The following is a 21,521-nucleotide window of genomic DNA, read 5'->3' on the forward strand; positions in this document are numbered from 1 at the left end:
TGAAAAGAGTAATGAATAAAGTTTGGAGTTTAATTTTAATCATAATATTGTCAGGCTGTGCAAATACAGCGAATGATCATTCTAGTGATTTGGGCGATATATGGACCGACATGAAACCCATTAGTGGGCCTAAAGCTATAATTAAAATAACACCAAGATATCCTGAGGATTTCATTCAAAGAAACTTATCTGGTATTGTTCAGTTGGCGTTTGTTGTGGGTGAAGATGGAAAACCTACGAACATAAAGTCAACTAGCGACGCTAATGATGAATTAATAAAAGAAGCAACTTATACGTTAAGTAAAAACATGTATCATCCTAAGTATTCAGGTCAAAAGGTTGTTGTAGAGGCAATATTTCACCTAACAAGAAATTAAACAGGGACAAAAAACAGTTTGCTGTTTTCGCTCCTCAACATTTTAGCAAACAATTTTTTGCCCGTTAATTGGGCGTTAGTGCGTCAAGGAAGCTTGATGCATCTTGCAGGGTGTAAGTCCCTGTCGGGTAAGGTTTAGCCAGCCACCCGTATCGAGTCTTGCGCATTGCGCGGAGTCTGAGCAAAGGAAGTGCTTTGCTGTGTGAGGACACAATCAGATGAACAACCAATGTGAAGCGTAGACAGAGAATTATATAGGCCATAGGGAATACGTGTTCCTGAAGTGCTGGTATCGCTGGGATAATAAATAAAGTCCTGACTGACGAGGCTTGTAACGCCGTCGAAGTCCACGCAAAGCAACCATTATTCAAGATATTTGAAGCGGCAAGGTTGTGGCGAGTCAGTCCAGTTATCAAGCCGTGGCATGTATAAAGAGATGCATCAGGAACTTGAGAGAGCCAAAGGTGTTCCATAAGGAAATGGTAGGGTAGCTAAGCCACAAGCGAGGCCAACGATGACCCTTCGGCAGTCAGATCAGCCCGTAGTAGTCTGAGCAGGGGAAAGCCTTGTACATGGCGAAGGAGCTGACAGTTATATCAGGTGTTTAGCAGACACATAGGCCGGACAAAGTAGGGCTGGAACCACTATGACAACCGAACTAAACGCCATCACATTTAAATCACAAACCCATCCCCGCCACAGATTTCAGAGCCTATATGGATTGCTAGGTGACGATTTACTGTATCAAAGCTGGGAGCAACTGAATAAACGAGCCGCGCCAGGTGTTGATGGCATTACAGTGCCAACATACCAGCAGTCGCTTGTGGAAAACCTCACACGTTTACGTGTTGCACTGACAACCAAGTGTTATCGTGCGAATGACATTAAACGTGTCTTCATCCCAAAAAGTAATGGCAAGCAACGCCCATTAGGACTTCCAACGGTTGATGACAAGCTTGTGCAGCAAAGCGTAAGCCAGATACTGCAAAGTATCTGGGAAGCGGATTTCTTGCCAAACAGCTATGGATACCGACCGCAGAAAAGTGCTCATCAAGCGGTACACAGCTTGGCGTTAAATCTCCAGTTTAAAGGCTACGGTTATATTGTAGAGGCGGATATTAAAGGCTTCTTCGATAACATTGACCATGACTGGCTGATGATGATGCTCAAGCAGCGCATTGACGATAAAGCACTATTGAGCCTGATTGGACAATGGTTAAAAGCACGGATAAAAGCCCCCGATGGGACATACATCAAACCCCAACGTGGCTCACCTCAGGGCGGTATCATTAGCCCAGTGTTGGCTAATATCTATCTGCATTATGCATTGGATCTATGGTTTGAGAAGAAAGTAAAACCTCGCATGCGAGGCAGAGCCATGCTGATCCGCTACGCGGATGATTTTGTGTGCGCGTTTCAATATGCCAATGATGCAGAGCGATTTTACCGAGTGCTACCAAAACGGCTAAAGAAGTTCAAACTTGATACCGCGGCGGAAAAGACCAGTCTATTAAGATTTAGTCGATTCCAACCAAGTAGTAAGCGGCAGTTTGTCTTCTTGGGCTTTGCATTTTACTGGGGAGTGGATGTAAATGGTAAACCAAGACTACGGCGACGAACTGCAAGCAAAAAGCAGCAAACCAGCCTTAGCGAATTTTACCAGTTCATCAAATCCAAACGCTCGCAAAAGCTAGCGATGTGGTTGCCTCAATTAAAACGTAAACTGACAGGGTTTAGAAATTACTTCGGTCTGCCTGACAATAGCCGCAGTGTGAGCAAGTTGTACAACTATGTATTGCATAGTCTGTACAAATGGCTGAACAGACGCAGTGGTCGTCGGAGTTACAACTGGAGTAATTTTAAGAAGATGCTAGAGTATTTCCAAATACAGAAGCTACGAGTTAGCAAAAGAGTGATCAATGTTGACTGGTACTAAGATGGGCGTGATTTACACGCGTGAACATATAACTGAAGAGCCGGATGCGGTAATTCCGCACGTCCGGATCTGTGTGGGGTCGGCTCAGTAATGGGCCGCTCTACCACGATTGTGTAAATAATGTATAGAAATTTAAATAAAGAAGAGCGGTGGGTAAGTGAATATGAGGCTTTAGTCACGTATATTGCTGAAGGGTATGAAGAAATAATCTATGAATACACTAACGACATGACATGCTGTCTATTTATACAAGAAGCAATTGATGAAAAGAATAATGATATTATTTCAATGATGCCTAGAATTGAAAAAGCAGACTCATTATTGAAAAATATTTTAATTACTACTAAAAAATGCATACATGGCAGCTATCCTAAATCACATTTTTGGTTTTGGGGTATACCAAATAACTCGAAAGAGCTTATGACTGAGGCAGAGTTACAAAAATGGTTGTAGCACATAACAAATCGTTCAAATCGCTGTGCAAAAAACACGCACAGCTCGGACCAAGCAAAAAGCGCTTGGCCGTTTAACTCAGCGTTATAAAACAAGGGAGGTTACGTGCAAGATTTTATACAGCTAATAAAATCACGGTCAGATGAACACGAGATAGCATTTTCTCGTATACATGACCTTCCCGGTTCAATGATGTCAATCCTGAGGCAGGAGCTAGATTCCCTAATTAGGATTCTTTACCTGTTAGCAATTCCAGATCTTGAAGAACGAAAAAGACTCATGGCATGCACCGTTAACGGCGAGCGGTGGAAGATCACAACTCCAAAAGGTAAGCAAGCTGTCGTCACTGATGCAGTGATGGTTGAAGTGTCAGAACAATTTGAAGGGTGGGCGCGCTCTGTTTACAAATTTGGGTGCGCCTTTATTCACCTTTCTAACTTTCATGGTTATAACTCGTCAAATCCGCTTGAAACCTTATCTTCTGAAGAGAAGGCAAACATTCTTGAACATATGCGTTATTACCATCATGGCCCTGAATCTGACAACCCAACGTTCCAGGAGTTGGCGAATTATTTTCCTAGAGTCTTTGAAAAAATTAAAGGCAATCTTGAGTGTTACTTGGAAAATTTAGCTGAAGAGGCTCCGATCGAGCATGTTTTATAATCGGGTAGCCAGAGGTCTCTAACCTCCAGCCCCCACAACACCCTGCATGCGGCTCCGCACAGGGCGTTTCACTTAGGATAGTGAAGCGCAATCCAACCATCACGTAGTGAATAAAGCCCTTCGGATTTTAAGTAATCAAGCGATAATGCTTGGTTGATCCCCGGAGTTTTAGCACTACGCCATGGCCCTTTGCTGGTTATGCCACAAGCAACTGCTGCCTGAACATGCACCCGAGCGTCGGACCGTCCTAATCTCATTAAACTTCTGACTTTGGTGCGTGGCCTTCGCCACTGTCGCCAATAGGCCATTCTCACTCTGCGCCTGATCCAATGATCCAGATCGACACATCGTTGATAGCCATTAGCGATACCAAAGTAGTTTATCCAGCCGCGTAAATATTGGCTGATTTTAAAGAGTTGGTAGCGCATGGACACGCCCCAGTTACGGTTCGTTAACCTTCGGACTTGTTGCTTAAATTTCAGCAATGTCTTTGGGTGCCATTGAATGCGACCTGCCTTGAACGTGAATCCAAGGAACTTGCTTTCACTGGTTTTAACGACGTGACTTTTGACCGTGTTAACGATCAGTTTCAAGCGGTTATTCAGGAATCTGCTGATACTACTCAGCACCCGTTTACCCGCACGGGGACTCTTCACCAGTATGGTAAAATCATCCGCATATCGAGCAAACTGGTGGCCTCGTTTCTCAAGCTCTTTGTCCAATGGGTCAAGCATGATGTTAGCCAGCAAAGGAGACAATACTCCGCTTACAATATTGCATAAGTTTGCCCTTAGTAGTCGATGCACCATTATTACCGCCTAAATTACTCTGCGGCTCTATACGAAATACGATATTAACTTCTTCTTTGTAAACCTCAACGCGTTTCACCAGTGCTCTGATAATTTCTCTCTGACTATTGAAGTCGATGGTACCTAAAGACTCTGCTACCGTTTTTGCAAATTCCTCTAGCCGACTAACGACCAGAAATAGTTCCATTTGGCTGACGCTGTTATGCTGGCAGACTTCAATTTGTTGGTTTATTTGCTGTATCTTACTTTTTAGCTGACGGATCTTGGGTTCAAAATCCTCTTTGTCGATTACACCTTCTGCATAGCTGTCAATGAGCCGAGATTGACCTTTTTCTAAACGGTTCTTTTGCTTTTCCAGCGCTATTGTGTCGTACTTCTCATTGGCTTTTTTATCCTGTTGCAATAAATCCAGACGTCGTTCATGTTCCTTCTCTAATCGCTCTGGATGATTTAATAGATCGACCATCTGCTGCCAAACTATTTCATCTAACCTTTCTGTTCTGATTTGTTTGTTATCGCATATCCGTTGCCCACCAAACCGGTAACCATCCGTTCCAATGCAGCGGTAGTACGCATAGGCTTTCTTACCCCTAGCTGCCGATGGACTGATTTTCTTGCCGTAATACGCATAATGGCAATGCCCGCAAACGACTAGCCCTTGAAGTAAGTGGGCAGCGCCTCTACGGCGTTGTCGGGCTTGCTTCCTGTTTTCTTCCAACTGATCTTGAACCGTTAAAAATAGCGCTTCACTAACAAGCGCAGGTACCGCTATTTCTATCCAGTCTTCTTGATTGGCTTTTGATACTGAATACGGCTTCTTTGGTGTTTCGGCGCTGTGTTTTTGTGGACGAATTCTATCCCTGTACTCTGTGGTTTTGGTCTTACCAAAGGCGGCTCTGCCCATGTAGGCCGGATTTTGTAACATCCCCCAGATCACGCTCCGATCCCAATTTGCTTTTCCTGTTTGAGTCTCTATTCCTGCATCACTTAGACGCCGGCTGACCTCGCCTATGCTCAACCGTTCTTCGCCAATCCACTGAAATATCTGTCGCACCGTCGTGGCCTGGTGTAAATCGATGATGTATTGAGCTGCTTGCCCACCCTGTTGCTTACGGACGTAACGGTAGCCAAAGGGGGCATTGGATAGAACATCGACGCTGCCGCCTTTAGCTCGGTGGAGCTTGCCTCTACGGTTACGCTCCATGATTTTTGCGCGCTCGTATTCAGCAAACATGCCTTGCATCTGAAGCAGCATTTCATCTTCTGGTGTTTTGCCGATATCATGATTCAAAAACCGAACCTTAATGCCTAAGCCTGCAAATTCTTCCATCAATAGCGCCTGATGTGCGTACTTTCGTGATAACCGATCTGGTGCAAGGATATAAAGCAAATCAATCATCCCGATAGAAGCGGCGTCTCTGAGTCTCTCCAGTTGAGGGCGAATTAAGGTAGCTCCACTGATCCCCGCATCGACAAACATCATGTCTTCAATGAGGGTTTCTCCATCGGCTTCAATCTTCGCTTTTAGTAAGTCAATTTGGCTCCCAACATTGTCGTTTTTAGCCTGTTGGTCTGATGATACGCGAGCATAGAGTGCGACCATTTTATTATTGCTCATCCGTTGCCACCCACTTTCGAGGTTTTGGTGATGCAGACTTCATCATTTTTTTGTGTCTTTGTAATAGGATACGACTGGATCTTATTCAATTGCTCATAAACCTTGGTCAGACTATCGGATGAAAAACGATTAGGCTCGAATGCGACTCGGATTTTGAGTGGTGGTGGGTGTTTTTTCATAGCATACACGTCCTGTAGGATGAAATACCGATATCAACGTCAAGGTAAAGACTGATATGGCTATCTGAGATCCCTTTGAACCCCTGCTTCAGGCACACCCGATCAATACGAATTCCATATCTTACACTTGTTTTTGCTATGTTGTTGTTGGAGTTAATGGCCCCCCTTGTGGCACACCTTCTCGACTCTCACTATAAAACTGGTTATCGATAACCCCAGCTCGTAAGTAACGTTTTATCAATCTTAACAAACGCTTGTCCTTCACTTTATAGCCAAGGTGCGTCATGAGTAAATCATGATTAACGCGGTCAAAGAACTGCGACAGATCAACATCGACTGTAAAACGGCGACCCGTTTTAATGATGCTTTGTACCTGTTTTACCGCCTGTTGCCCATTTCGATTTGGCCTGAACCCAAAACTGTTGTCTGAGAAGGTCGGATCGAAAATAGGCGTAAGGACTTGAGCAATAGCTTGTTGGATCACGCGGTCGATGATGGTCGGGATACCCAACTGACGTTTACCGCCATCGGGTTTATCAATTGCCACACGTCGAACGGGTGAAGGTTGGTATTGTCCTGAGCGAAGCTCAGACATAATACGTTTCCAGTTTCCATCCTTTGCCCAAGCGGGGAAGTCATCAATGATCATTCCATCAATGCCAGCAGCCCCCTTATTGGCTCGAACTCGTTTCCATGCAGCCAGAATATTGGCTGGACGAAGAATAAGCCCAAGTAGATCTGCACTAAAGGCTGGCTGCTTATCAATACGCTGAGTCACGTCACTACCGGACGGCATTCGTGTGTTCAAGTCTGACAAGGCTCCTCCTTTGTTCTAAATGTTCGGACCTTCACCGTGTCCCAACCATTACGATGGGCGTTTGGCTACTATGTCGTCTGCTGACTTCTGCATAATCACAGAACGGCTTACACCGTTATGCGCTATCGGTTTTCATCTATTTGCTCTTTCCAGTCGATGACACTGAAAAGCCAAGGCACTTGTATACCAGAGCCTCACTGGTTAGTTACCGATCGCTTGTTAAGCAGATCTCCGGAAGGCCGGCCCCACCCAGATAAGAGCATGAACTGTCTCTGCACTGCTGCATCATTTACGGTGGCCGTTAGATCACATGGTTTCGTCGTCTTGTGCCAACTCACCTTCAGCCTACGCCTCATATGATGTTCTTGTTCATCAGCTCGCAGATTTGCGTCCGGCTTCCTTCAGACCAAACCTCACGGTTTGGCCCTTGCCATTCGCTAGTAGTTAACGTTTAATAACAATAAGTTAAATAAACGGTGACCTTCCTACAGAGGACTTTCACCCGGGGCGGACTCCGCTCATTAGTTCATGCCCATGCTGGGCGTACACAAATAGCTCCAGCGGACAATTCAAAGCGTCACTTGTTTTGCTTTCGCAAAAACGTGCCACTTTGAATTGCCGCTGAGCAAGGCGTTAAGTGAGAAAATTAGGAGATATTGTTGATGCATAAAAGTAAACTCGCTGGATTTATTGTTGATTGCAAAACTGATGACCTGAACGGTGCCGCAGAGTTTTGGGGAAGCGCCCTTGGCATGGCAGTTCAGAAATTACCTGGTGAGGAAGGGGAAAAATACGTTCGTTTAGTTGATTCAACCAACATGATGCATATCGAGGTGCAATCGGTAAATCATCAAAGTCGAGTTCACTTAGATATAGAAACTGACGATGTTGAAGCGGAGATAAAGCGCTTAGAAGGAAACGGCGCAAAGCAAGTAAAACGTACTAACTCTTGGTGCGTTATGGAAGCCCCAACCGGACAAAATTTTTGTGTTGTCCGTAAATGCACCCCAGATTTCGAGAAAAATGCAAATGTGTGGAGCTAGTTATCACTTAACAAAACAATTAAAAACGACGCAGAAGACGCGCGTTTTATTGTGGCGTTAGAGGCCTCCGAAGTATGAGATTCATCATCACCTTTTTGTTCTTAGTGTCAGGTTTTACTTATGCAAACACTGAGAAATTAAAAATCACTAAATTAGCAGATAATGTATATCAACATATTTCTTTCAAAGTAGTTGAACCTTGGGGTAAAGTCGGTGCATCTGGTTTAGTTGTTGTTGATGGAAATGACGCTTATATAATTGATACTCCTTGGGGGCAAGAGCCAACTGAAGAATTAATCAATTGGATCCATTCAAAAGGTTTTGTCATTAAAAGTAGCGTCATTACTCACTTCCATGAAGATGCTAGTAGTGGTATCCCATTATTGAATAAGTCTAATATAAAATCATACGCCACACGTAAAACTAACACTCTACTTAACCTAAAAGATAAACAACAATCTAGCCATGAAATCTCAAGTAATACATTTGAGTTGGTAAAAGGTACGATAGAAATATTCTACCCTGGCAAAGGCCATACAGAAGACAATATTGTTGTTTGGCTCCCAAAGGATAAGATTTTATTTGGTGGCTGTTTCGTCAAGAGTATTCATAGCAAAAATTTAGGCAATATTGAAGATGCTTCAATAGATATATGGCCAGCATCAATAAAAAAGGTTATTAATAAATATCCTAATGTTGAGGTCGTAGTACCGGGACACGGTAAAGTCGGTGATATTAATTTACTTAAGCATACTGTTAAACTTGCCTTAGGTGCAAAAGGCCTCTAACAAGTCACTCAAAAGGACAAATAACAGTTGGTTTTTTCTCCTTCGTCGCTTATTTTGACCAACTATTATTTGCCTCTTAGTGAGGCGTTACATGCTCTAATATCCGTTGCATGGGTACCGTGATTCCGTTAATATATTTTATATGATTATCTCTTTCGGCGACAAAGCAACTTCTGACCTATTTCATGGTGTATCAAGTCGTCAAGTTCGGAAGTTACAAAATCAATTACCTGAGACCGCTCTTTACAAGCTCGATGTACTCAATGCCGCCCAGAACTTAGATGATCTTCGGTCGCCTCCTGGTAATAGACTTGAACCATTGAAGGGCGATTTTAAAGGGTTTCACAGCATTCGCATTAATTCACAATGGCGAATTGTTTTTCGTTGGGATTCCAATGCAGCACATGAAGTCCAAATTGTAGACTATCACTAATATTGAAAAGGTGAATTATGATCCCGTCAAATAGAACAGCCACTCATCCGGGCGTTATCTTACTCAAGGAATTTCTAGAGCCGCTTGAATTAACCCAAAAAGCTCTTGCTACACACGTTGGTGTACCTGTTCAACGGGTTAACGAAATTGTCCGCGGTAAACGAGGAGTTACTCCAGAAACTGCTTGGCTACTTTCTGATGCTTTAAGTACTACTCCAGAATTTTGGCTCAATCTGCAATCTGTTCATGACTTGTCGGCCAATCGGCCAAATCACCATGTTCAGCCATTAATCGCTGTCGGCATGTAACAAAACAATGTTAGCGATGCAAAAAACGCCCGCCAAATTGTGGCGTTAGATAGCAATTCTGGCTTTGGAGCTAAACGAAGTATGATAGCAGCACTTGAAAATTCAAATGACATTATTGCAAAGGAAATACATTCTGTTTTTCAAAACTCTTACCAGATTGAAGCACAACTTGTTGGTGTTGTTGATTTTCCGCCTTTATTAAGAAGTTCTAACGATATAGTAAATTCAAAAACTAATTTTTATGGTTTTAGTTATGAAAGTTGTCTTGCCGCAGTTATTGAAATAAAAATAGATGAAAAGCACTTAGATATTCATAGTTTAACAGTTGACCCAAAGTATTTTAGAAAAGGGATCGCAGACAAATTGATAAATTATGTACTAAATTCATTTGATATATCAAGTGCTACAGTAGAAACTGCTGCTGTAAATAAGCCCGCTATTAATTTATATAAGAAACATGGTTTTCTTGAGTTTAAAAGATGGACTCCATCACACGGTATTAAAAAAGTAGCAATGTCAGTGAAGTTTGCTATCTAACAAGTTGCTCAAACGGACACAAACAGTTGGCTGTGCTCGTTCCTCGCAAATTATAGCCAACTATTTTTAGCCGCTTAGTAAGGCGTTAGGCATCACAGGAGGCACGAAGATGATTCCGACTATTACTGCTTTTGAATCGTCGCCTGATCGCGGTCAGGGGCTCGCGCGAGACATGCCCGTTCGCTGGGCATTTGAAGAAGTCGGCCAGCCGTATGAAGTTCGCCTTGTATCATTCAGTGCTATGAAAGAAAACGCTCATCGCACTCTTCAGCCTTTTGGGCAAATTCCTACATACGAAAAAGGCGATCTCGTCTTATTCGAGTCAGGTTCCATCGTGCTCCATATCGCAGAGCAGCACGCTGGCCTGCTGCCGAACGAGGCAAATGCCCGAGCCCGTGCGATCACCTGGATGTTTACTGCTCTTTCCACTGTGGAGCCCGTCATCGTTCAACGAGAAGTTTCAATATATTTGGAGAGCGATCAGCCGTGGCCGCCATTTTTCAAGGTAGTTGTCGCATTTTGTTGCTAAGCAACGTTCTTACTTTCAGGATTTAAAAACACTTCATCAATATAGTCCCAATTTCTAATATTATTTCGCCATCTAGATGGATTTGCTTGCTGTGCTTTCAAATATGTTTCTTTTCTATTTAGTAGTAACTGGGTATCTAGCCCATTGTGCCGCTGCTCGGGTGTGACGTATTTAATGCCACTATGTTTGTGAATTTTGTTGTACCAGTTAACGAAGTTTGTGACCCACTCCCTTGCTTCTACTAAACTTTTAAAGCCATCTTTAGGCCATGAGTGATGATATTTAGTGGTTCTAAACAGTGATTCAGAATACGGGTTGTCATTGCTTACTCTTGGCCTTGAGTATGAGCTGGCAACGCCTAAATCTCGCATTTTTGCCTGCATAGTAAAACTTCTCATTGGTGCACCGTTATCAGAGTGTAAAACAGTATTTTTGTTGATACATTTCTCACTCCAAATGGTGCGCTGAAGAAAGTCTGCGGCAAGCTCACCCAACTCTTGCTCATATACATCTGCGCCCACAATTTTACGACTAAATATATCGACAATCATATATAAATAGTAATGCTGCCCCCTTGTTTGGGTGGCTAAATAACTAATATCCCAAGTCCACACTTCATTGGGTTTAGTGGCTATCTGAGCACCTGGTTTTGTTCGTTGATGCTGCGATTTAGTCAACGAACGGTCAGCTAGTTGCCCCGCATTCTTAAGTGTTCTATAAAATGTTGATTCAGAGCCAATATAACAACCGTTATCAGCCAGTGTAGGCACAATATAACCTGGTGGGTAACTGGCAAATTCAGCTTCGCTACAGGTCTTAAGGATAAGCGCAGTTTCCTCGGATGATAGTTTATTTGTAGGTGTCGGCCTAATGGCGTTAGGTCTTGCATCTTCAAATAATTGTCCGCTTTTCTCGTGATACCAACGCTGAATAGTGCGCACGGATAATCCAAGCGTTTTGCACGCTATCGCTTTTCTAGCGCCGCTTAATACCGCTGAATCAATCATCTTAATCATTTTATGCCGCTCTAAGGGAGGAGTTAATCTTCCTCGCTGTTGTCCCAGAGGGCATTGTACTTTTCCCGCAGTACCAACAATGCTGCGGTTTCCGCCAGTGCTTTATCTTTTCTATTCAACTCTTTTTCTAACGATTTGATTTTCTTCTTATCAGCTCGTCGAGCAGTATCTAGCTTATATTGGCTATCCTGCGAAGGTTTGTGAGCAGCGATAGATAAAGCCTTCCACGATTTAATTTGCTCTACAAACAAACCATGTTCGCGGCAATAACTTGCTAATTCATGTTCAGACATAACGGCCGTTGCAATGACGGCTGCAAACTTCTGGTCGGCTGAATAACCACTGCCCTCTGATTTATCGCTTTCAAATTGATGTCCATTATCAACCAATTCCTGTCTCCACTTTTGAACCGTACCTAAGCCAACATCTAATTCACTTGCGATTTGCCTAAGTGAATAAGAATAAGGCGGTAACAACCACGTTTGACCTTGTTGTTTAGTGTCCAAGTCTACTGCATGTGCCGGCATTATTGTCTCCATTGATTAAAAAATGAGGCGACAACTACCCTGACATAGCGGGTGGCACGAAGATCGCCTTCGTATTGTCGAAGATCGAATTCGTAGTCGCCTTGACATTCTTTCTGCCCGTCTGGGGAAAGGTGATTGGCTAGATGGATCATTCAGCGCTGGCGATTTATTGATGGTGCAGGTACTACGTAGGCTGAGCGGTTCGGGCATTTTAGAAAGCTATGTAAATCTAGCAGCTTATGTGCGCCGTAGTAAGGCGCGCCCGGCGTACAAACGTGCCTTTAAAGCTCAGTTGGCAGTATTTACTGATAAATCTTCTAGGCAACCGGAAAGTGATGCCTAACAAGAGACTATGGCGTCAATAGTTAATTTGTAGCCTTTGGCGCTTCCCACATAACCCCATCTCTGAGCATTGAATTTAAGATGACGACCATCTTTCTAATGCACGCGATAATAGCCACTTTCTTGGGTTTACCTGCTGCAATTAATCGTTGATACGTTTCCTTAAATACGGGGTTACTTTGTATCGCTGACATCATAGCCATGTACAAAACAGTCCTGACTTGATGTCTGCCTCCTTGGATTTTCCGCAGTCCTTTATAGCGCCCACTTTCTCGATTCATGGGAGCCACACCGACTAGCGCAGAGGCTTGTTTGTTGGTCATGTAACCTAACTCTGGCAAGTTACTGATGATAGAAGCGGAGGCTATTTTTCCTATTCCTTTCATGCTCTGTAAGATGCAGTTCTTCGCTTGATAATCAGGACAAGACTCTATGAGAGCGACGATTTTATTCTCAATTTTGGTTATCTGGTTTTTGAAAGCGGTGAGAACAGGTTTAATGGTCATGGCGAGTTCTTTCGGCAGGATTTGTAGACGGTTCTTTTCCATCGTTTGCATAACCAATAATTGATTTCGTCTTGCAACTAAATCACTCATAGCCTGCATCGTTTCTGGCTTTAACTGAGATAACTTAGGCTGAATAGCCTCACCATAATGAGCAATTAGTTGAGCATCTAGTTTGTCTGTTTTAGCGCGCTGACCTATTGCCCCAGCAAAGCGTTTAATGTGAATAGGATTAGCCACGACGAAAGGCAAATTAGCGTTCGCACAGGCGACAATGAACGGCATTTCTAATCGGCCAGTCGCTTCAATGACAATGCGCCCAGGTGAATGCTGTTGGATTTTTTTAATGGCTTCTTTAATACCCTTTTCATCGTTAGAAACAGTGAAGTAAATATCGAGAGGGCGAATGTAAATATCTAATTGAAACTTGCCTGTATCGACACCGACGTTAACGCTTTGATTTGTTTTTGTATTCATAATAAGCTAACTCTTGCTTGCATAATGCGGGTTGAGACCCAGTAGACTATTCGAGTGTTTTGCTTGGAGTCCTTCGTGGCGTTCTTTCTTGTTATCGGTCTCTCAACTGAGGAGCCATCAATCAATCGAACTACCACAAAAGAAGGCTTTAGTTGCTGCTAAAGCTTGGGTCTCACTTTACCTCACCCCGATTAATATCAGGATAATTTACATGAGTTATTATCCATACAAGAAAATCAACAAGGACACGTAACAGTTGGCTACGTTTCGCTTCGCTACACAATTTTAGCCAACCATTACTTAGCCTGTTATTTAGGCGTTAGTGCGTCAAGGAAGCTTGATGCATCTTGCAGGGTGTAAGTCCCTGTCGGGTAAGGTTTAGCCAGCCACCCGTATCGAGTCTTGCGCATTGCGCGGAGTCTGAGCAAAGGAAGTGCTTTGCTGTGTGAGGACACAATCAGATGAACAACCAATGTGAAGCGTAGACAGAGAATTATATAGGCCATAGGGAATACGTGTTCCTGAAGTGCTGGTATCGCTGGGATAATAAATAAAGTCCTGACTGACGAGGCTTGTAACGCCGTCGAAGTCCACGCAAAGCAACCATTATTCAAGATATTTGAAGCGGCAAGGTTGTGGCGAGTCAGTCCAGTTATCAAGCCGTGGCATGTATAAAGAGATGCATCAGGAACTTGAGAGAGCCAAAGGTGTTCCATAAGGAAATGGTAGGGTAGCTAAGCCACAAGCGAGGCCAACGATGACCCTTCGGCAGTCAGATCAGCCCGTAGTAGTCTGAGCAGGGGAAAGCCTTGTACATGGCGAAGGAGCTGACAGTTATATCAGGTGTTTAGCAGACACATAGGCCGGACAAAGTAGGGCTGGAACCACTATGACAACCGAACTAAACGCCATCACATTTAAATCACAAACCCATCCCCGCCACAGATTTCAGAGCCTATATGGATTGCTAGGTGACGATTTACTGTATCAAAGCTGGGAGCAACTGAATAAACGAGCCGCGCCAGGTGTTGATGGCATTACAGTGCCAACATACCAGCAGTCGCTTGTGGAAAACCTCACACGTTTACGTGTTGCACTGACAACCAAGTGTTATCGTGCGAATGACATTAAACGTGTCTTCATCCCAAAAAGTAATGGCAAGCAACGCCCATTAGGACTTCCAACGGTTGATGACAAGCTTGTGCAGCAAAGCGTAAGCCAGATACTGCAAAGTATCTGGGAAGCGGATTTCTTGCCAAACAGCTATGGATACCGACCGCAGAAAAGTGCTCATCAAGCGGTACACAGCTTGGCGTTAAATCTCCAGTTTAAAGGCTACGGTTATATTGTAGAGGCGGATATTAAAGGCTTCTTCGATAACATTGACCATGACTGGCTGATGATGATGCTCAAGCAGCGCATTGACGATAAAGCACTATTGAGCCTGATTGGACAATGGTTAAAAGCACGGATAAAAGCCCCCGATGGGACATACATCAAACCCCAACGTGGCTCACCTCAGGGCGGTATCATTAGCCCAGTGTTGGCTAATATCTATCTGCATTATGCATTGGATCTATGGTTTGAGAAGAAAGTAAAACCTCGCATGCGAGGCAGAGCCATGCTGATCCGCTACGCGGATGATTTTGTGTGCGCGTTTCAATATGCCAATGATGCAGAGCGATTTTACCGAGTGCTACCAAAACGGCTAAAGAAGTTCAAACTTGATACCGCGGCGGAAAAGACCAGTCTATTAAGATTTAGTCGATTCCAACCAAGTAGTAAGCGGCAGTTTGTCTTCTTGGGCTTTGCATTTTACTGGGGAGTGGATGTAAATGGTAAACCAAGACTACGGCGACGAACTGCAAGCAAAAAGCAGCAAACCAGCCTTAGCGAATTTTACCAGTTCATCAAATCCAAACGCTCGCAAAAGCTAGCGATGTGGTTGCCTCAATTAAAACGTAAACTGACAGGGTTTAGAAATTACTTCGGTCTGCCTGACAATAGCCGCAGTGTGAGCAAGTTGTACAACTATGTATTGCATAGTCTGTACAAATGGCTGAACAGACGCAGTGGTCGTCGGAGTTACAACTGGAGTAATTTTAAGAAGATGCTAGAGTATTTCCAAATACAGAAGCTACGAGTTAGCAAAAGAGTGATCAATGTTGACTGGTACTAAGATGGGCGTGATTTACACGCGTGAACATATAACTGAAGAGCCGGATGCGGTAATTCCGCACGTCCGGATCTGTGTGGGGTCGGCTCAGTAATGGGCCGCTCTACCACGATTGCGTTAAATACAAATTCAAATTAGGAGAGGAATATGTCAGATTGCATCACAACCTTTTTCGACACATGGGAAATTAAGGAAGCTGAGACTCGACTTGCAAAATTAAATAGTTCTGTGACAGAAACTATACGCTACGATGATCCTCGTACACCCGAAACTGTAAATGGCATCGCAGCATTAAATAACTATGTAGGCATGTTTAGCGCAAGTGCTCCGGGTTGGTCAGCAAAAGTTATTAAAACTGATACGGTCGCCGGCGTCACGCGTGTCACCGTCGCTTTCGGCGGAATGGGGCCTGATGGCTCTGAACAAGTTCAACTCGGTCAGTATTTTGTGGAAAAAGACGGTGATCTAGTATCCCGAATGGTGGGGTTTGTTGGTACTGGTGAGCAGAATTAGGTTTGTGCGTCGGCTCACGCATAACAAGCCGCTGCACGCTGACACATACTGCTACGCTCGTTTTTGTGTCTGTCGTTGCGCTTCATTGTCACACAAAAATGCTCTCCGCAGTATGTGCAGGTGAGCGGGGCGTTAGGCAGGAAAAACGGAGAGATTGATGAATAAAATTATAATAGTAATACTAGGGTTAAAGACAATTACTAAGACAGCCATGTTAATTTTGTCGAATTGTTGACCTGAGTTCTTTATCTTTGCGAAACAAAGTAACTGCTGCATGTGTAGGTAGATACCGCGATGAACCAGAATTCGATGAAAAATCATTTGAATTCGAAGGCTACTTTATTGAACTAGTAGCTGTTGACGTTAACGTCGTCAACAATGAGTTCTTTTTAGTCAATTATAAGTCGTACAGTCGTGTCTCTAAAGCATTACAAATGGCATCTAAGGCACACTCACAACAACAGAGAAAAAGCGATAACAGCTCTTACATAAATCATTTGATTGAAGTCATGAATTTACTTTCCAACGTTGGTAACGTAGGTGACGAAGATATAATACTTGCGGGAATTCTTCATGATATTATCGAAGATACAAACATTACAGAACACGAGTTAAAAATAAATTTTGGCAGTCGTGTTGCCAGCATTGTTTCAGCGCTGAGCGACGATAAAACACAAACGCTATTGAATCGACGTGACCTTGTTCTACAAAAATTAAATAGTGCTCCAAGCTCAGTTAAGTCAATAAAATTAGCAGACGCTTGTTCGAACGCCTCGTCAAAACCGGCATCTTGGGCTGAGGACAGAATAGCTGAGTATCTTATATGGCTTGACCAAGTTGCACTTGAATGCCGTGACGCAAACGAAGCGCTTTACCAAGAATACTTAAAGCGAAGGTCAGAATGAGCACCAAAGAGTGGATTTACAGACCAGATTTTGGAGCTGGACTGTACCAAGAATTAAGTCTTGATGAAGATAACAACAATCCGGCGACCATAGAAATAGAAGACCCAACAGACTTTTGTGTCGAGAGAGAAAAATATGCAAATGGTAAATCATACGAATTACGAAGACAGCCATGTTAATTTGGAAAGTCATGATTAAATCTATTTTGATAATATCTGCGGTCGTTTTGGCCAATTTTGTTATTGCGGAAGAAATTACTGATGTGTCTGAACTCACAAGGCGCTTGGACAATGGCATACCGAAGATTTTAGATAAACACAAAGCTCCCGGTGTCGCACTTGCATTCGTCAATGGAAATAGAATCGTTGAATTTCGCTCTTATGGTTTTGCCGACGTAGCAACCGAAGCGGAAATTACCCAAAGCACAATGTTTAACGTAGGATCTATTTCTAAGCTGGTTACTGCTTGGGGAGCAATGCAACTTGTAGCCCAAGGCAAAGTCGATTTAGATGCGCCAATTAATCAATATCTCAAACGCTGGCAGATTCCTAATTCTGAGTTTAACGTAAAAAAAGTAACGTTAAGAAATATCCTATCTCACACTTCAGGCTTGTCGCTGGGACCTTATGTAGGATGGGACTCTCGCGAAAAATTATTATCTATTGTTGATTCACTAAATGGTGATAACAATGGTGCTGGACCCGTTGAACTTATCCATGCGCCCGATACAAAGTGGTCTTATTCTGGTGGTGGGTATTCAGTAGTGCAACTTTTAATTGAAGATGTATCCGGCATGGCATTTGAAGACTATATGCAGCAAAATGTGTTCGAACCTCTAAATATGAAGGATTCTACTTTCAACATTACTGAAAAAGTAATGAATAAGTCGGCAACACCTTATGACGATACCGGCAAAGTAACTGGTATGTTGTACTTCGATGAAAAAGCAGCTGCAGGTTTACAAACAACGTCTATAGATTTAGCTCGCTTTAATATGGCAGTGTTGCGCAACAACGATGGGCATTATAATGGTGTAACGTTGTTGCCAGAAAAACTCATTGATCTGATGATAGAACCAGCTCCGAATACTAACGGGCGCTGGAGCATGAGCTATGTAGTTGACTCAGAAAACAATAGTCTCGGCTTTGCTGGATTTAATCGAGGTTGGATCTCGCTATCACGTTCTATTACTGACCTTAATTTTGGTTATGTGATATTAAATAATAGTAGTATTGGCGCAGTGAATAATGAAATTGATAGCCTCATCCTTTCTATTATCAAACAAAAGCATAACTAAAGTGCGTACAACAAAGCATTTCAGCGGATAAACCGCTGAATGCGAGCGTTATATACACCTCATAAGTTGTTTAACACCGTTAGAAAAAGTCAACTAAAAGTCACTAGAACGCCAGGTATTATGAAGCCAGCTTGGTTAAAACGACCGATTGTTCAATTGTATTTATGCGAAGTTAAATGGTTTGTCGATTTTAAAAAAAGGATAGTTTATGAAACGTATTTGTATTTCAATAACTCTGCTGCTTTCTATCTTTATTATGAGTAGCAAAAGTTATAGTCAAGATGAATCTCCAGTTTTAGAAGATCGCTATTTAGGACAAAAGCCACCAGGCTTAATCCCTGAATTTTTTGCACCAGGTATTGTTTCCACTCAAGAGCATCTTGAAACCGAAGTATTGTTTTTGCCCGATATGAGGGAGCTCTCGTTCACTAGGTCTGGTGGAAAATATAAAGAACCTACATGGTTGGTTATGAAGTACAAAGATAATAGATGGAGTAGGAAATCTATTGGGTCAACTGATATCAGTAAATATAAGGAACGATTCAACCCTAATGTATCAGAGATGAAGAACCTTGAACCTTTCAAAGACATACCTATTGTAGGTTTCTCAGCCTCACCTAAAGGGACATACTATTTTTATGTTTTAGATTTCAAGGATGGTAGCGGGTATATGAGTTATTCACGCCTAATAGATGGCAAGTATGAAGAGCCTCAAAACAATTACGAAGACAGCCATGTTAATTTTGCCTCTTTTTTGAACTGAACTACACTTAACAGGTGTTTCATTCTTAGTCAGGTAGGTGGGTTATGCCCCAGCCTCGCAAAAGCCAAGTCAGTTTACTTGATACGCCCTATTATCATTGTGTGTCCCGCTGCGTTCGCCGCTCATTCCTATGCGGTACAGATAAGTATTCAGGCCAAAGTTATGAGCACCGACGAGGCTGGGTAGAAGACCGTTTGCTGTTTTTATCGACCCTATTCGCTATTGACATATGTGCCTATGCGGTCATGAGCAACCATACTCATGTGGTGGTGCATGTCGATAAGGCCATGGCCGACAATTGGGATACCGAAGAGGTGTTAAGCCGCTATCATAAATTGCACAAAGGCACGCTGTTAACCCAGAAATTTGTAAAGGGAGACACGTTAAGCCTAGGTGAGCTGATTACCTTCGATGAAACCGTTGAGCAGTATCGTCAGCGCTTGTACGACATCAGCTGGTTTATGCGCGACCTCAATGAATACATTGCCCGCGAAGCCAATAAAGAAGATGGCTGCACAGGTCGGTTTTGGGAAGGGCGGTTTAAGTCGCAAGCCTTATTAGATGAAAGTGCGGTACTGGCCTGTATGGCCTACGTAGATTTAAACCCCATTAGAGCGAAAATGGAAAAGACCCCTGAAACCTCAAAGCACACCAGCATCAAAAAACGCACTGAGGCGGTGAAAAACAAACAGCGCCAACCCAAATCCTTAATGCCTTTTGTGGGCAACCCCAGACAAACCATGCCCAAGGGTATTGCGTACCATTTAAAAGATTACTGCGAACTGGTGGACGCCACAGGCCGCTGTATTCGAGACGACAAAGCCGGTCACATCGAAGACCACCTTAGCCCTATTTTGGAACGATTGGGCCTAGACTCACAGCAGTGGTTAACCTTAACCACTGAGTTTGAAAAACACTTTTGTTATGCCGCCGGGGCAGAGCTAATGATGAATGCCTTTAAACGCCATACCCACCATCAACGATTACGGGGGATGGGCAAGGCAAGAGTGTTACTGCAACACGCCTGATAGTCCTTTACCGAAATTAGATAAACCACGCACCCACGCGCAGCGCTATGGCGTATCATGCTGCCTGCAATCTTACTGCAATCCGCTAATTCCTTACATTCTGGTGCCTCACTGAGCAAATCGAGGCGTGACTGACGCTTAAGCCCCCTCATTAACAAAGCATCACTAAAGTGATGTTCCCTGAATATTCGATTTAGTTACTATGGGTGATGAGATGGACACTCCCTAATACCAGGGCGCGAGCGAACTTTGTAACTAATTTGTAAACAACACATCATGACGATAGTTCTCGTCCCATGCCGCCTTGTTCATCTTGCGTGGCATGCTCTGTTTCCCATTGTCTCGCCTGAGTAAATTCAATACGAAACGCCTTACTGTCGCCATATTCTGCGCGGCCTTGCGTGTGTAAATGGTTTGAGCATCTTCTCTGAATACAACGTCTAGCACCCAGTGCTGACGATTTTCAGTGTCCCAGTGACGACGTGTGGCATCCGCTGCCAGGGCTAAGGGGAGGTGGGTGGTGCAAGCAAAATAAGCGGTTTCGTGACTGACTTTATTCGCTATCTTGCGGGTTCTAACGACCGCGATAACGCTTTCTAACATTGACCACTTTATCTTGAGTGCCTCGCCAAGAGTAGCAGGCAGGCTATATACACAACGAGACTCTTCCCGGCCATGACCTTTATTCTCACTTGCCTCTGCGATGTGGTCCTGGGTTTGAGATTGTTGCCAGTATGCCTGAAATGCCCCATCTATCTGATTGAATAAGGCGTCCTGGTTTTTTTTGACTTGTACGAGTGCATCGCCGCCGCGTTTTTTGATCAAGCTCAGTGTGTCACTTTGGCAGTGCAGTGCATCCATCGTCACAATGCAATCCTGGATATCCAGTGCATCAAGCAGATCACACACCGCTTGAATTTCCTGACCTTTGCCTTGTGTGGCACTATGATAGAGCACTAAGCCTTGCTGCACATCAAAGGCTGAGACAATACTCAGGGGCGAGGCTTTACCACTGCGCTCGACACCCCGAATATCTTTCCCATCTAATGCAATTAATGGCTTGCCATGGCGGGTGCGCCGCACATTCGCCCACTTGACTAAGGCACCGACAAAGCTATCCGGCACGACAGCACGGACTATCTTGGCGATGTTATGCCGGGTGGGTATGCCATTCTCATAAGGCAAATAGCGGCGTAACCAGTCAAGATTGCCGTCACCGAAATCTTGTATATCTGACCACCCTTTCTGGCCACAGGCTAAAGCCGCCACCACTAGGAACATGATTTCCAGTAACGGATATGTTTGATTAATATGCGAGCGTGTCTCTTGAACGTCTTTTAAGCAGTCGATGAGTTCCATATGATAATACCGATTGGGGAAAGTTGACGATCTGATCGACCCTCAAGCAAAAAGTTCCAGACTGTTTATATCAATAGGTGATCGATAGATGACTAATTATAACCTAAAGTTTGATCCCGCCCTGTC

General features: G+C 43.6%; 22 protein-coding genes and 1 pseudogene. 17 read left to right on the forward strand and 6 right to left on the reverse strand.

The annotated features are described in order from the left end of the window. Positions 1-11 precede the first annotated feature (11 nt). The 4 genes from AC3RV5_RS07550 (at position 12) to AC3RV5_RS07565 (ending at position 3,428) form a co-directional block, all read left to right on the forward strand. Entirely contained in the window at positions 12-377 is a 366-nt protein-coding gene (locus tag AC3RV5_RS07550) for an energy transducer TonB (RefSeq protein ID WP_489731327.1), read from the forward strand. A gap of 645 nt (positions 378-1,022) precedes the next feature. Continuing rightward, a complete protein-coding gene (gene ltrA, locus AC3RV5_RS07555) occupies positions 1,023-2,312 on the forward strand; it encodes a group II intron reverse transcriptase/maturase (protein WP_489730469.1) in 1,290 nt (429 codons plus the stop codon). A 120-nt stretch (positions 2,313-2,432) separates the two neighbouring features. Then, complete coding sequence (locus AC3RV5_RS07560; RefSeq protein WP_489731328.1) at positions 2,433-2,765, forward strand: hypothetical protein; 333 nt, start codon at positions 2,433-2,435, stop codon at positions 2,763-2,765. Between the two features lie 105 nt (positions 2,766-2,870). Next, entirely contained in the window at positions 2,871-3,428 is a 558-nt protein-coding gene (locus AC3RV5_RS07565) for a hypothetical protein (protein ID WP_489731329.1), read from the forward strand. Between the two features lie 68 nt (positions 3,429-3,496). Here AC3RV5_RS07565 and AC3RV5_RS07570 read toward each other — a convergent pair. The 3 genes and pseudogenes from AC3RV5_RS07570 to AC3RV5_RS07580 all read right to left on the reverse strand — a co-directional run. Continuing rightward, positions 3,497-4,192, reverse strand: a pseudogene (locus AC3RV5_RS07570) (group II intron maturase-specific domain-containing protein); the annotation flags it as partial. Further along, positions 4,167-5,855, reverse strand: a complete 1,689-nt coding sequence (locus tag AC3RV5_RS07575; RefSeq protein WP_489731330.1) for a recombinase family protein — start codon at positions 5,853-5,855, stop codon at positions 4,167-4,169. The gene AC3RV5_RS07575 and the pseudogene AC3RV5_RS07570, both read right to left, overlap by 26 nt. A 315-nt stretch (positions 5,856-6,170) precedes the next feature. Further along, positions 6,171-6,851, reverse strand: coding sequence for a reverse transcriptase domain-containing protein (locus AC3RV5_RS07580; RefSeq protein ID WP_489731331.1), 681 nt, complete (start codon positions 6,849-6,851; stop codon positions 6,171-6,173). Between the two features lie 662 nt (positions 6,852-7,513). Here AC3RV5_RS07580 and AC3RV5_RS07585 point away from each other — a divergent pair. From AC3RV5_RS07585 to AC3RV5_RS07610, 6 genes are all read left to right on the forward strand, one after another. Beyond that, positions 7,514-7,894 carry a VOC family protein gene (locus tag AC3RV5_RS07585; RefSeq protein ID WP_489731332.1) on the forward strand — a complete coding sequence of 127 codons (381 nt, stop codon included), beginning with the start codon at positions 7,514-7,516 and terminating at the stop codon, positions 7,892-7,894. A gap of 74 nt (positions 7,895-7,968) precedes the next feature. Then, positions 7,969-8,682 carry a subclass B1 metallo-beta-lactamase gene (bla, locus tag AC3RV5_RS07590; RefSeq protein ID WP_489731333.1) on the forward strand — a complete coding sequence of 238 codons (714 nt, stop codon included), beginning with the start codon at positions 7,969-7,971 and terminating at the stop codon, positions 8,680-8,682. Between the two features lie 142 nt (positions 8,683-8,824). After that, entirely contained in the window at positions 8,825-9,115 is a 291-nt protein-coding gene (locus tag AC3RV5_RS07595; RefSeq protein WP_489731334.1) for a type II toxin-antitoxin system RelE/ParE family toxin, read from the forward strand. A 17-nt stretch (positions 9,116-9,132) separates the two neighbouring features. Continuing rightward, positions 9,133-9,423 carry a HigA family addiction module antitoxin gene (locus AC3RV5_RS07600; protein ID WP_489731335.1) on the forward strand — a complete coding sequence of 97 codons (291 nt, stop codon included), beginning with the start codon at positions 9,133-9,135 and terminating at the stop codon, positions 9,421-9,423. Positions 9,424-9,504: 81 nt separating this feature from the next. Then, positions 9,505-9,960 (forward strand): GNAT family N-acetyltransferase, encoded by a 456-nt coding sequence (locus tag AC3RV5_RS07605; protein WP_489731336.1) that lies wholly within the window; start codon positions 9,505-9,507, stop codon positions 9,958-9,960. A 109-nt stretch (positions 9,961-10,069) separates the two neighbouring features. Further along, complete coding sequence (locus AC3RV5_RS07610) at positions 10,070-10,489, forward strand: glutathione S-transferase family protein (protein WP_489731337.1); 420 nt, start codon at positions 10,070-10,072, stop codon at positions 10,487-10,489. On the opposite strand, the gene AC3RV5_RS07615 is transcribed toward AC3RV5_RS07610, so the two are convergent. Then, positions 10,486-11,981 (reverse strand): IS3 family transposase gene (locus AC3RV5_RS07615; RefSeq protein WP_489732115.1). Its coding sequence is split into 2 segments (ribosomal slippage): positions 10,486-11,561 and positions 11,561-11,981, totalling 1,497 coding nucleotides; the frame shifts between segments, so codons are not numbered across the junction. The genes AC3RV5_RS07610 and AC3RV5_RS07615 overlap by 4 nt on opposite strands. A 416-nt stretch (positions 11,982-12,397) precedes the next feature. Beyond that, positions 12,398-13,354: an IS110 family RNA-guided transposase gene (locus tag AC3RV5_RS07620; RefSeq protein ID WP_489731338.1), complete on the reverse strand. Its 957-nt coding sequence runs from the start codon at positions 13,352-13,354 to the stop codon at positions 12,398-12,400. 889 nt (positions 13,355-14,243) lie between these two features. Between AC3RV5_RS07620 and ltrA (AC3RV5_RS07625) the strand changes: the two genes are divergently transcribed. From ltrA (AC3RV5_RS07625) to AC3RV5_RS07655, 7 genes are all read left to right on the forward strand, one after another. Next, complete coding sequence (gene ltrA / locus AC3RV5_RS07625; RefSeq protein ID WP_489730469.1) at positions 14,244-15,533, forward strand: group II intron reverse transcriptase/maturase; 1,290 nt, start codon at positions 14,244-14,246, stop codon at positions 15,531-15,533. A 144-nt stretch (positions 15,534-15,677) separates the two neighbouring features. Further along, positions 15,678-16,043, forward strand: coding sequence for a hypothetical protein (locus AC3RV5_RS07630; RefSeq protein ID WP_489731339.1), 366 nt, complete (start codon positions 15,678-15,680; stop codon positions 16,041-16,043). A gap of 251 nt (positions 16,044-16,294) precedes the next feature. Then, a complete protein-coding gene (locus AC3RV5_RS07635) occupies positions 16,295-16,948 on the forward strand; it encodes an HD domain-containing protein (protein ID WP_489731340.1) in 654 nt (217 codons plus the stop codon). Then, entirely contained in the window at positions 16,945-17,127 is a 183-nt protein-coding gene (locus tag AC3RV5_RS07640) for a hypothetical protein (RefSeq protein ID WP_489731341.1), read from the forward strand. Before AC3RV5_RS07635 ends, AC3RV5_RS07640 begins: the two co-directional genes overlap by 4 nt. Before the next feature lie 11 nt (positions 17,128-17,138). Continuing rightward, complete coding sequence (locus AC3RV5_RS07645) at positions 17,139-18,245, forward strand: serine hydrolase domain-containing protein (RefSeq protein WP_489731342.1); 1,107 nt, start codon at positions 17,139-17,141, stop codon at positions 18,243-18,245. Between the two features lie 208 nt (positions 18,246-18,453). Next, a complete protein-coding gene (locus AC3RV5_RS07650) occupies positions 18,454-19,008 on the forward strand; it encodes a hypothetical protein (protein ID WP_489731343.1) in 555 nt (184 codons plus the stop codon). Positions 19,009-19,052: 44 nt separating this feature from the next. After that, on the forward strand, positions 19,053-20,036 hold the full coding sequence (locus AC3RV5_RS07655) for a transposase (RefSeq protein WP_489731344.1): 984 nt from the start codon (positions 19,053-19,055) through the stop codon (positions 20,034-20,036). 255 nt (positions 20,037-20,291) lie between these two features. Here the strand turns inward: AC3RV5_RS07655 and AC3RV5_RS07660 are convergent, their stop codons facing one another. Continuing rightward, a complete protein-coding gene (locus tag AC3RV5_RS07660; RefSeq protein ID WP_489728374.1) occupies positions 20,292-21,395 on the reverse strand; it encodes an ISAs1 family transposase in 1,104 nt (367 codons plus the stop codon). Positions 21,396-21,521: the final 126 nt, after the last annotated feature.

This window comes from Paraglaciecola sp. IT1134 (assembly GCF_058068185.1).

Excerpts from the sequence above, each read along its gene's own strand:
- AC3RV5_RS07650 (WP_489731343.1), top strand. The coding sequence starts at position 18,454 with ATGAAACGTATTTGTATTTCAATAACTCTGCTGCTTTCTATCTTTATT.
- AC3RV5_RS07550 (WP_489731327.1), top strand. The coding sequence starts at position 12 with ATGAATAAAGTTTGGAGTTTAATTTTAATCATAATATTGTCAGGCTGT.
- AC3RV5_RS07595 (WP_489731334.1), top strand. The coding sequence starts at position 8,825 with ATGATTATCTCTTTCGGCGACAAAGCAACTTCTGACCTATTTCATGGT.
- ltrA (WP_489730469.1), top strand. The coding sequence starts at position 1,023 with ATGACAACCGAACTAAACGCCATCACATTTAAATCACAAACCCATCCC.
- AC3RV5_RS07645 (WP_489731342.1), top strand. The coding sequence starts at position 17,139 with ATGATTAAATCTATTTTGATAATATCTGCGGTCGTTTTGGCCAATTTT.
- AC3RV5_RS07655 (WP_489731344.1), top strand. The coding sequence starts at position 19,053 with ATGCCCCAGCCTCGCAAAAGCCAAGTCAGTTTACTTGATACGCCCTAT.
- AC3RV5_RS07560 (WP_489731328.1), top strand. The coding sequence starts at position 2,433 with ATGTATAGAAATTTAAATAAAGAAGAGCGGTGGGTAAGTGAATATGAG.
- AC3RV5_RS07585 (WP_489731332.1), top strand. The coding sequence starts at position 7,514 with ATGCATAAAAGTAAACTCGCTGGATTTATTGTTGATTGCAAAACTGAT.
- AC3RV5_RS07630 (WP_489731339.1), top strand. The coding sequence starts at position 15,678 with ATGTCAGATTGCATCACAACCTTTTTCGACACATGGGAAATTAAGGAA.
- AC3RV5_RS07620 (WP_489731338.1), bottom strand. The coding sequence starts at position 13,354 with ATGAATACAAAAACAAATCAAAGCGTTAACGTCGGTGTCGATACAGGC.
- bla (WP_489731333.1), top strand. The coding sequence starts at position 7,969 with ATGAGATTCATCATCACCTTTTTGTTCTTAGTGTCAGGTTTTACTTAT.
- AC3RV5_RS07660 (WP_489728374.1), bottom strand. The coding sequence starts at position 21,395 with ATGGAACTCATCGACTGCTTAAAAGACGTTCAAGAGACACGCTCGCAT.
- AC3RV5_RS07610 (WP_489731337.1), top strand. The coding sequence starts at position 10,070 with ATGATTCCGACTATTACTGCTTTTGAATCGTCGCCTGATCGCGGTCAG.
- ltrA (WP_489730469.1), top strand. The coding sequence starts at position 14,244 with ATGACAACCGAACTAAACGCCATCACATTTAAATCACAAACCCATCCC.
- AC3RV5_RS07605 (WP_489731336.1), top strand. The coding sequence starts at position 9,505 with ATGATAGCAGCACTTGAAAATTCAAATGACATTATTGCAAAGGAAATA.
- AC3RV5_RS07575 (WP_489731330.1), bottom strand. The coding sequence starts at position 5,855 with ATGAGCAATAATAAAATGGTCGCACTCTATGCTCGCGTATCATCAGAC.
- AC3RV5_RS07640 (WP_489731341.1), top strand. The coding sequence starts at position 16,945 with ATGAGCACCAAAGAGTGGATTTACAGACCAGATTTTGGAGCTGGACTG.
- AC3RV5_RS07600 (WP_489731335.1), top strand. The coding sequence starts at position 9,133 with ATGATCCCGTCAAATAGAACAGCCACTCATCCGGGCGTTATCTTACTC.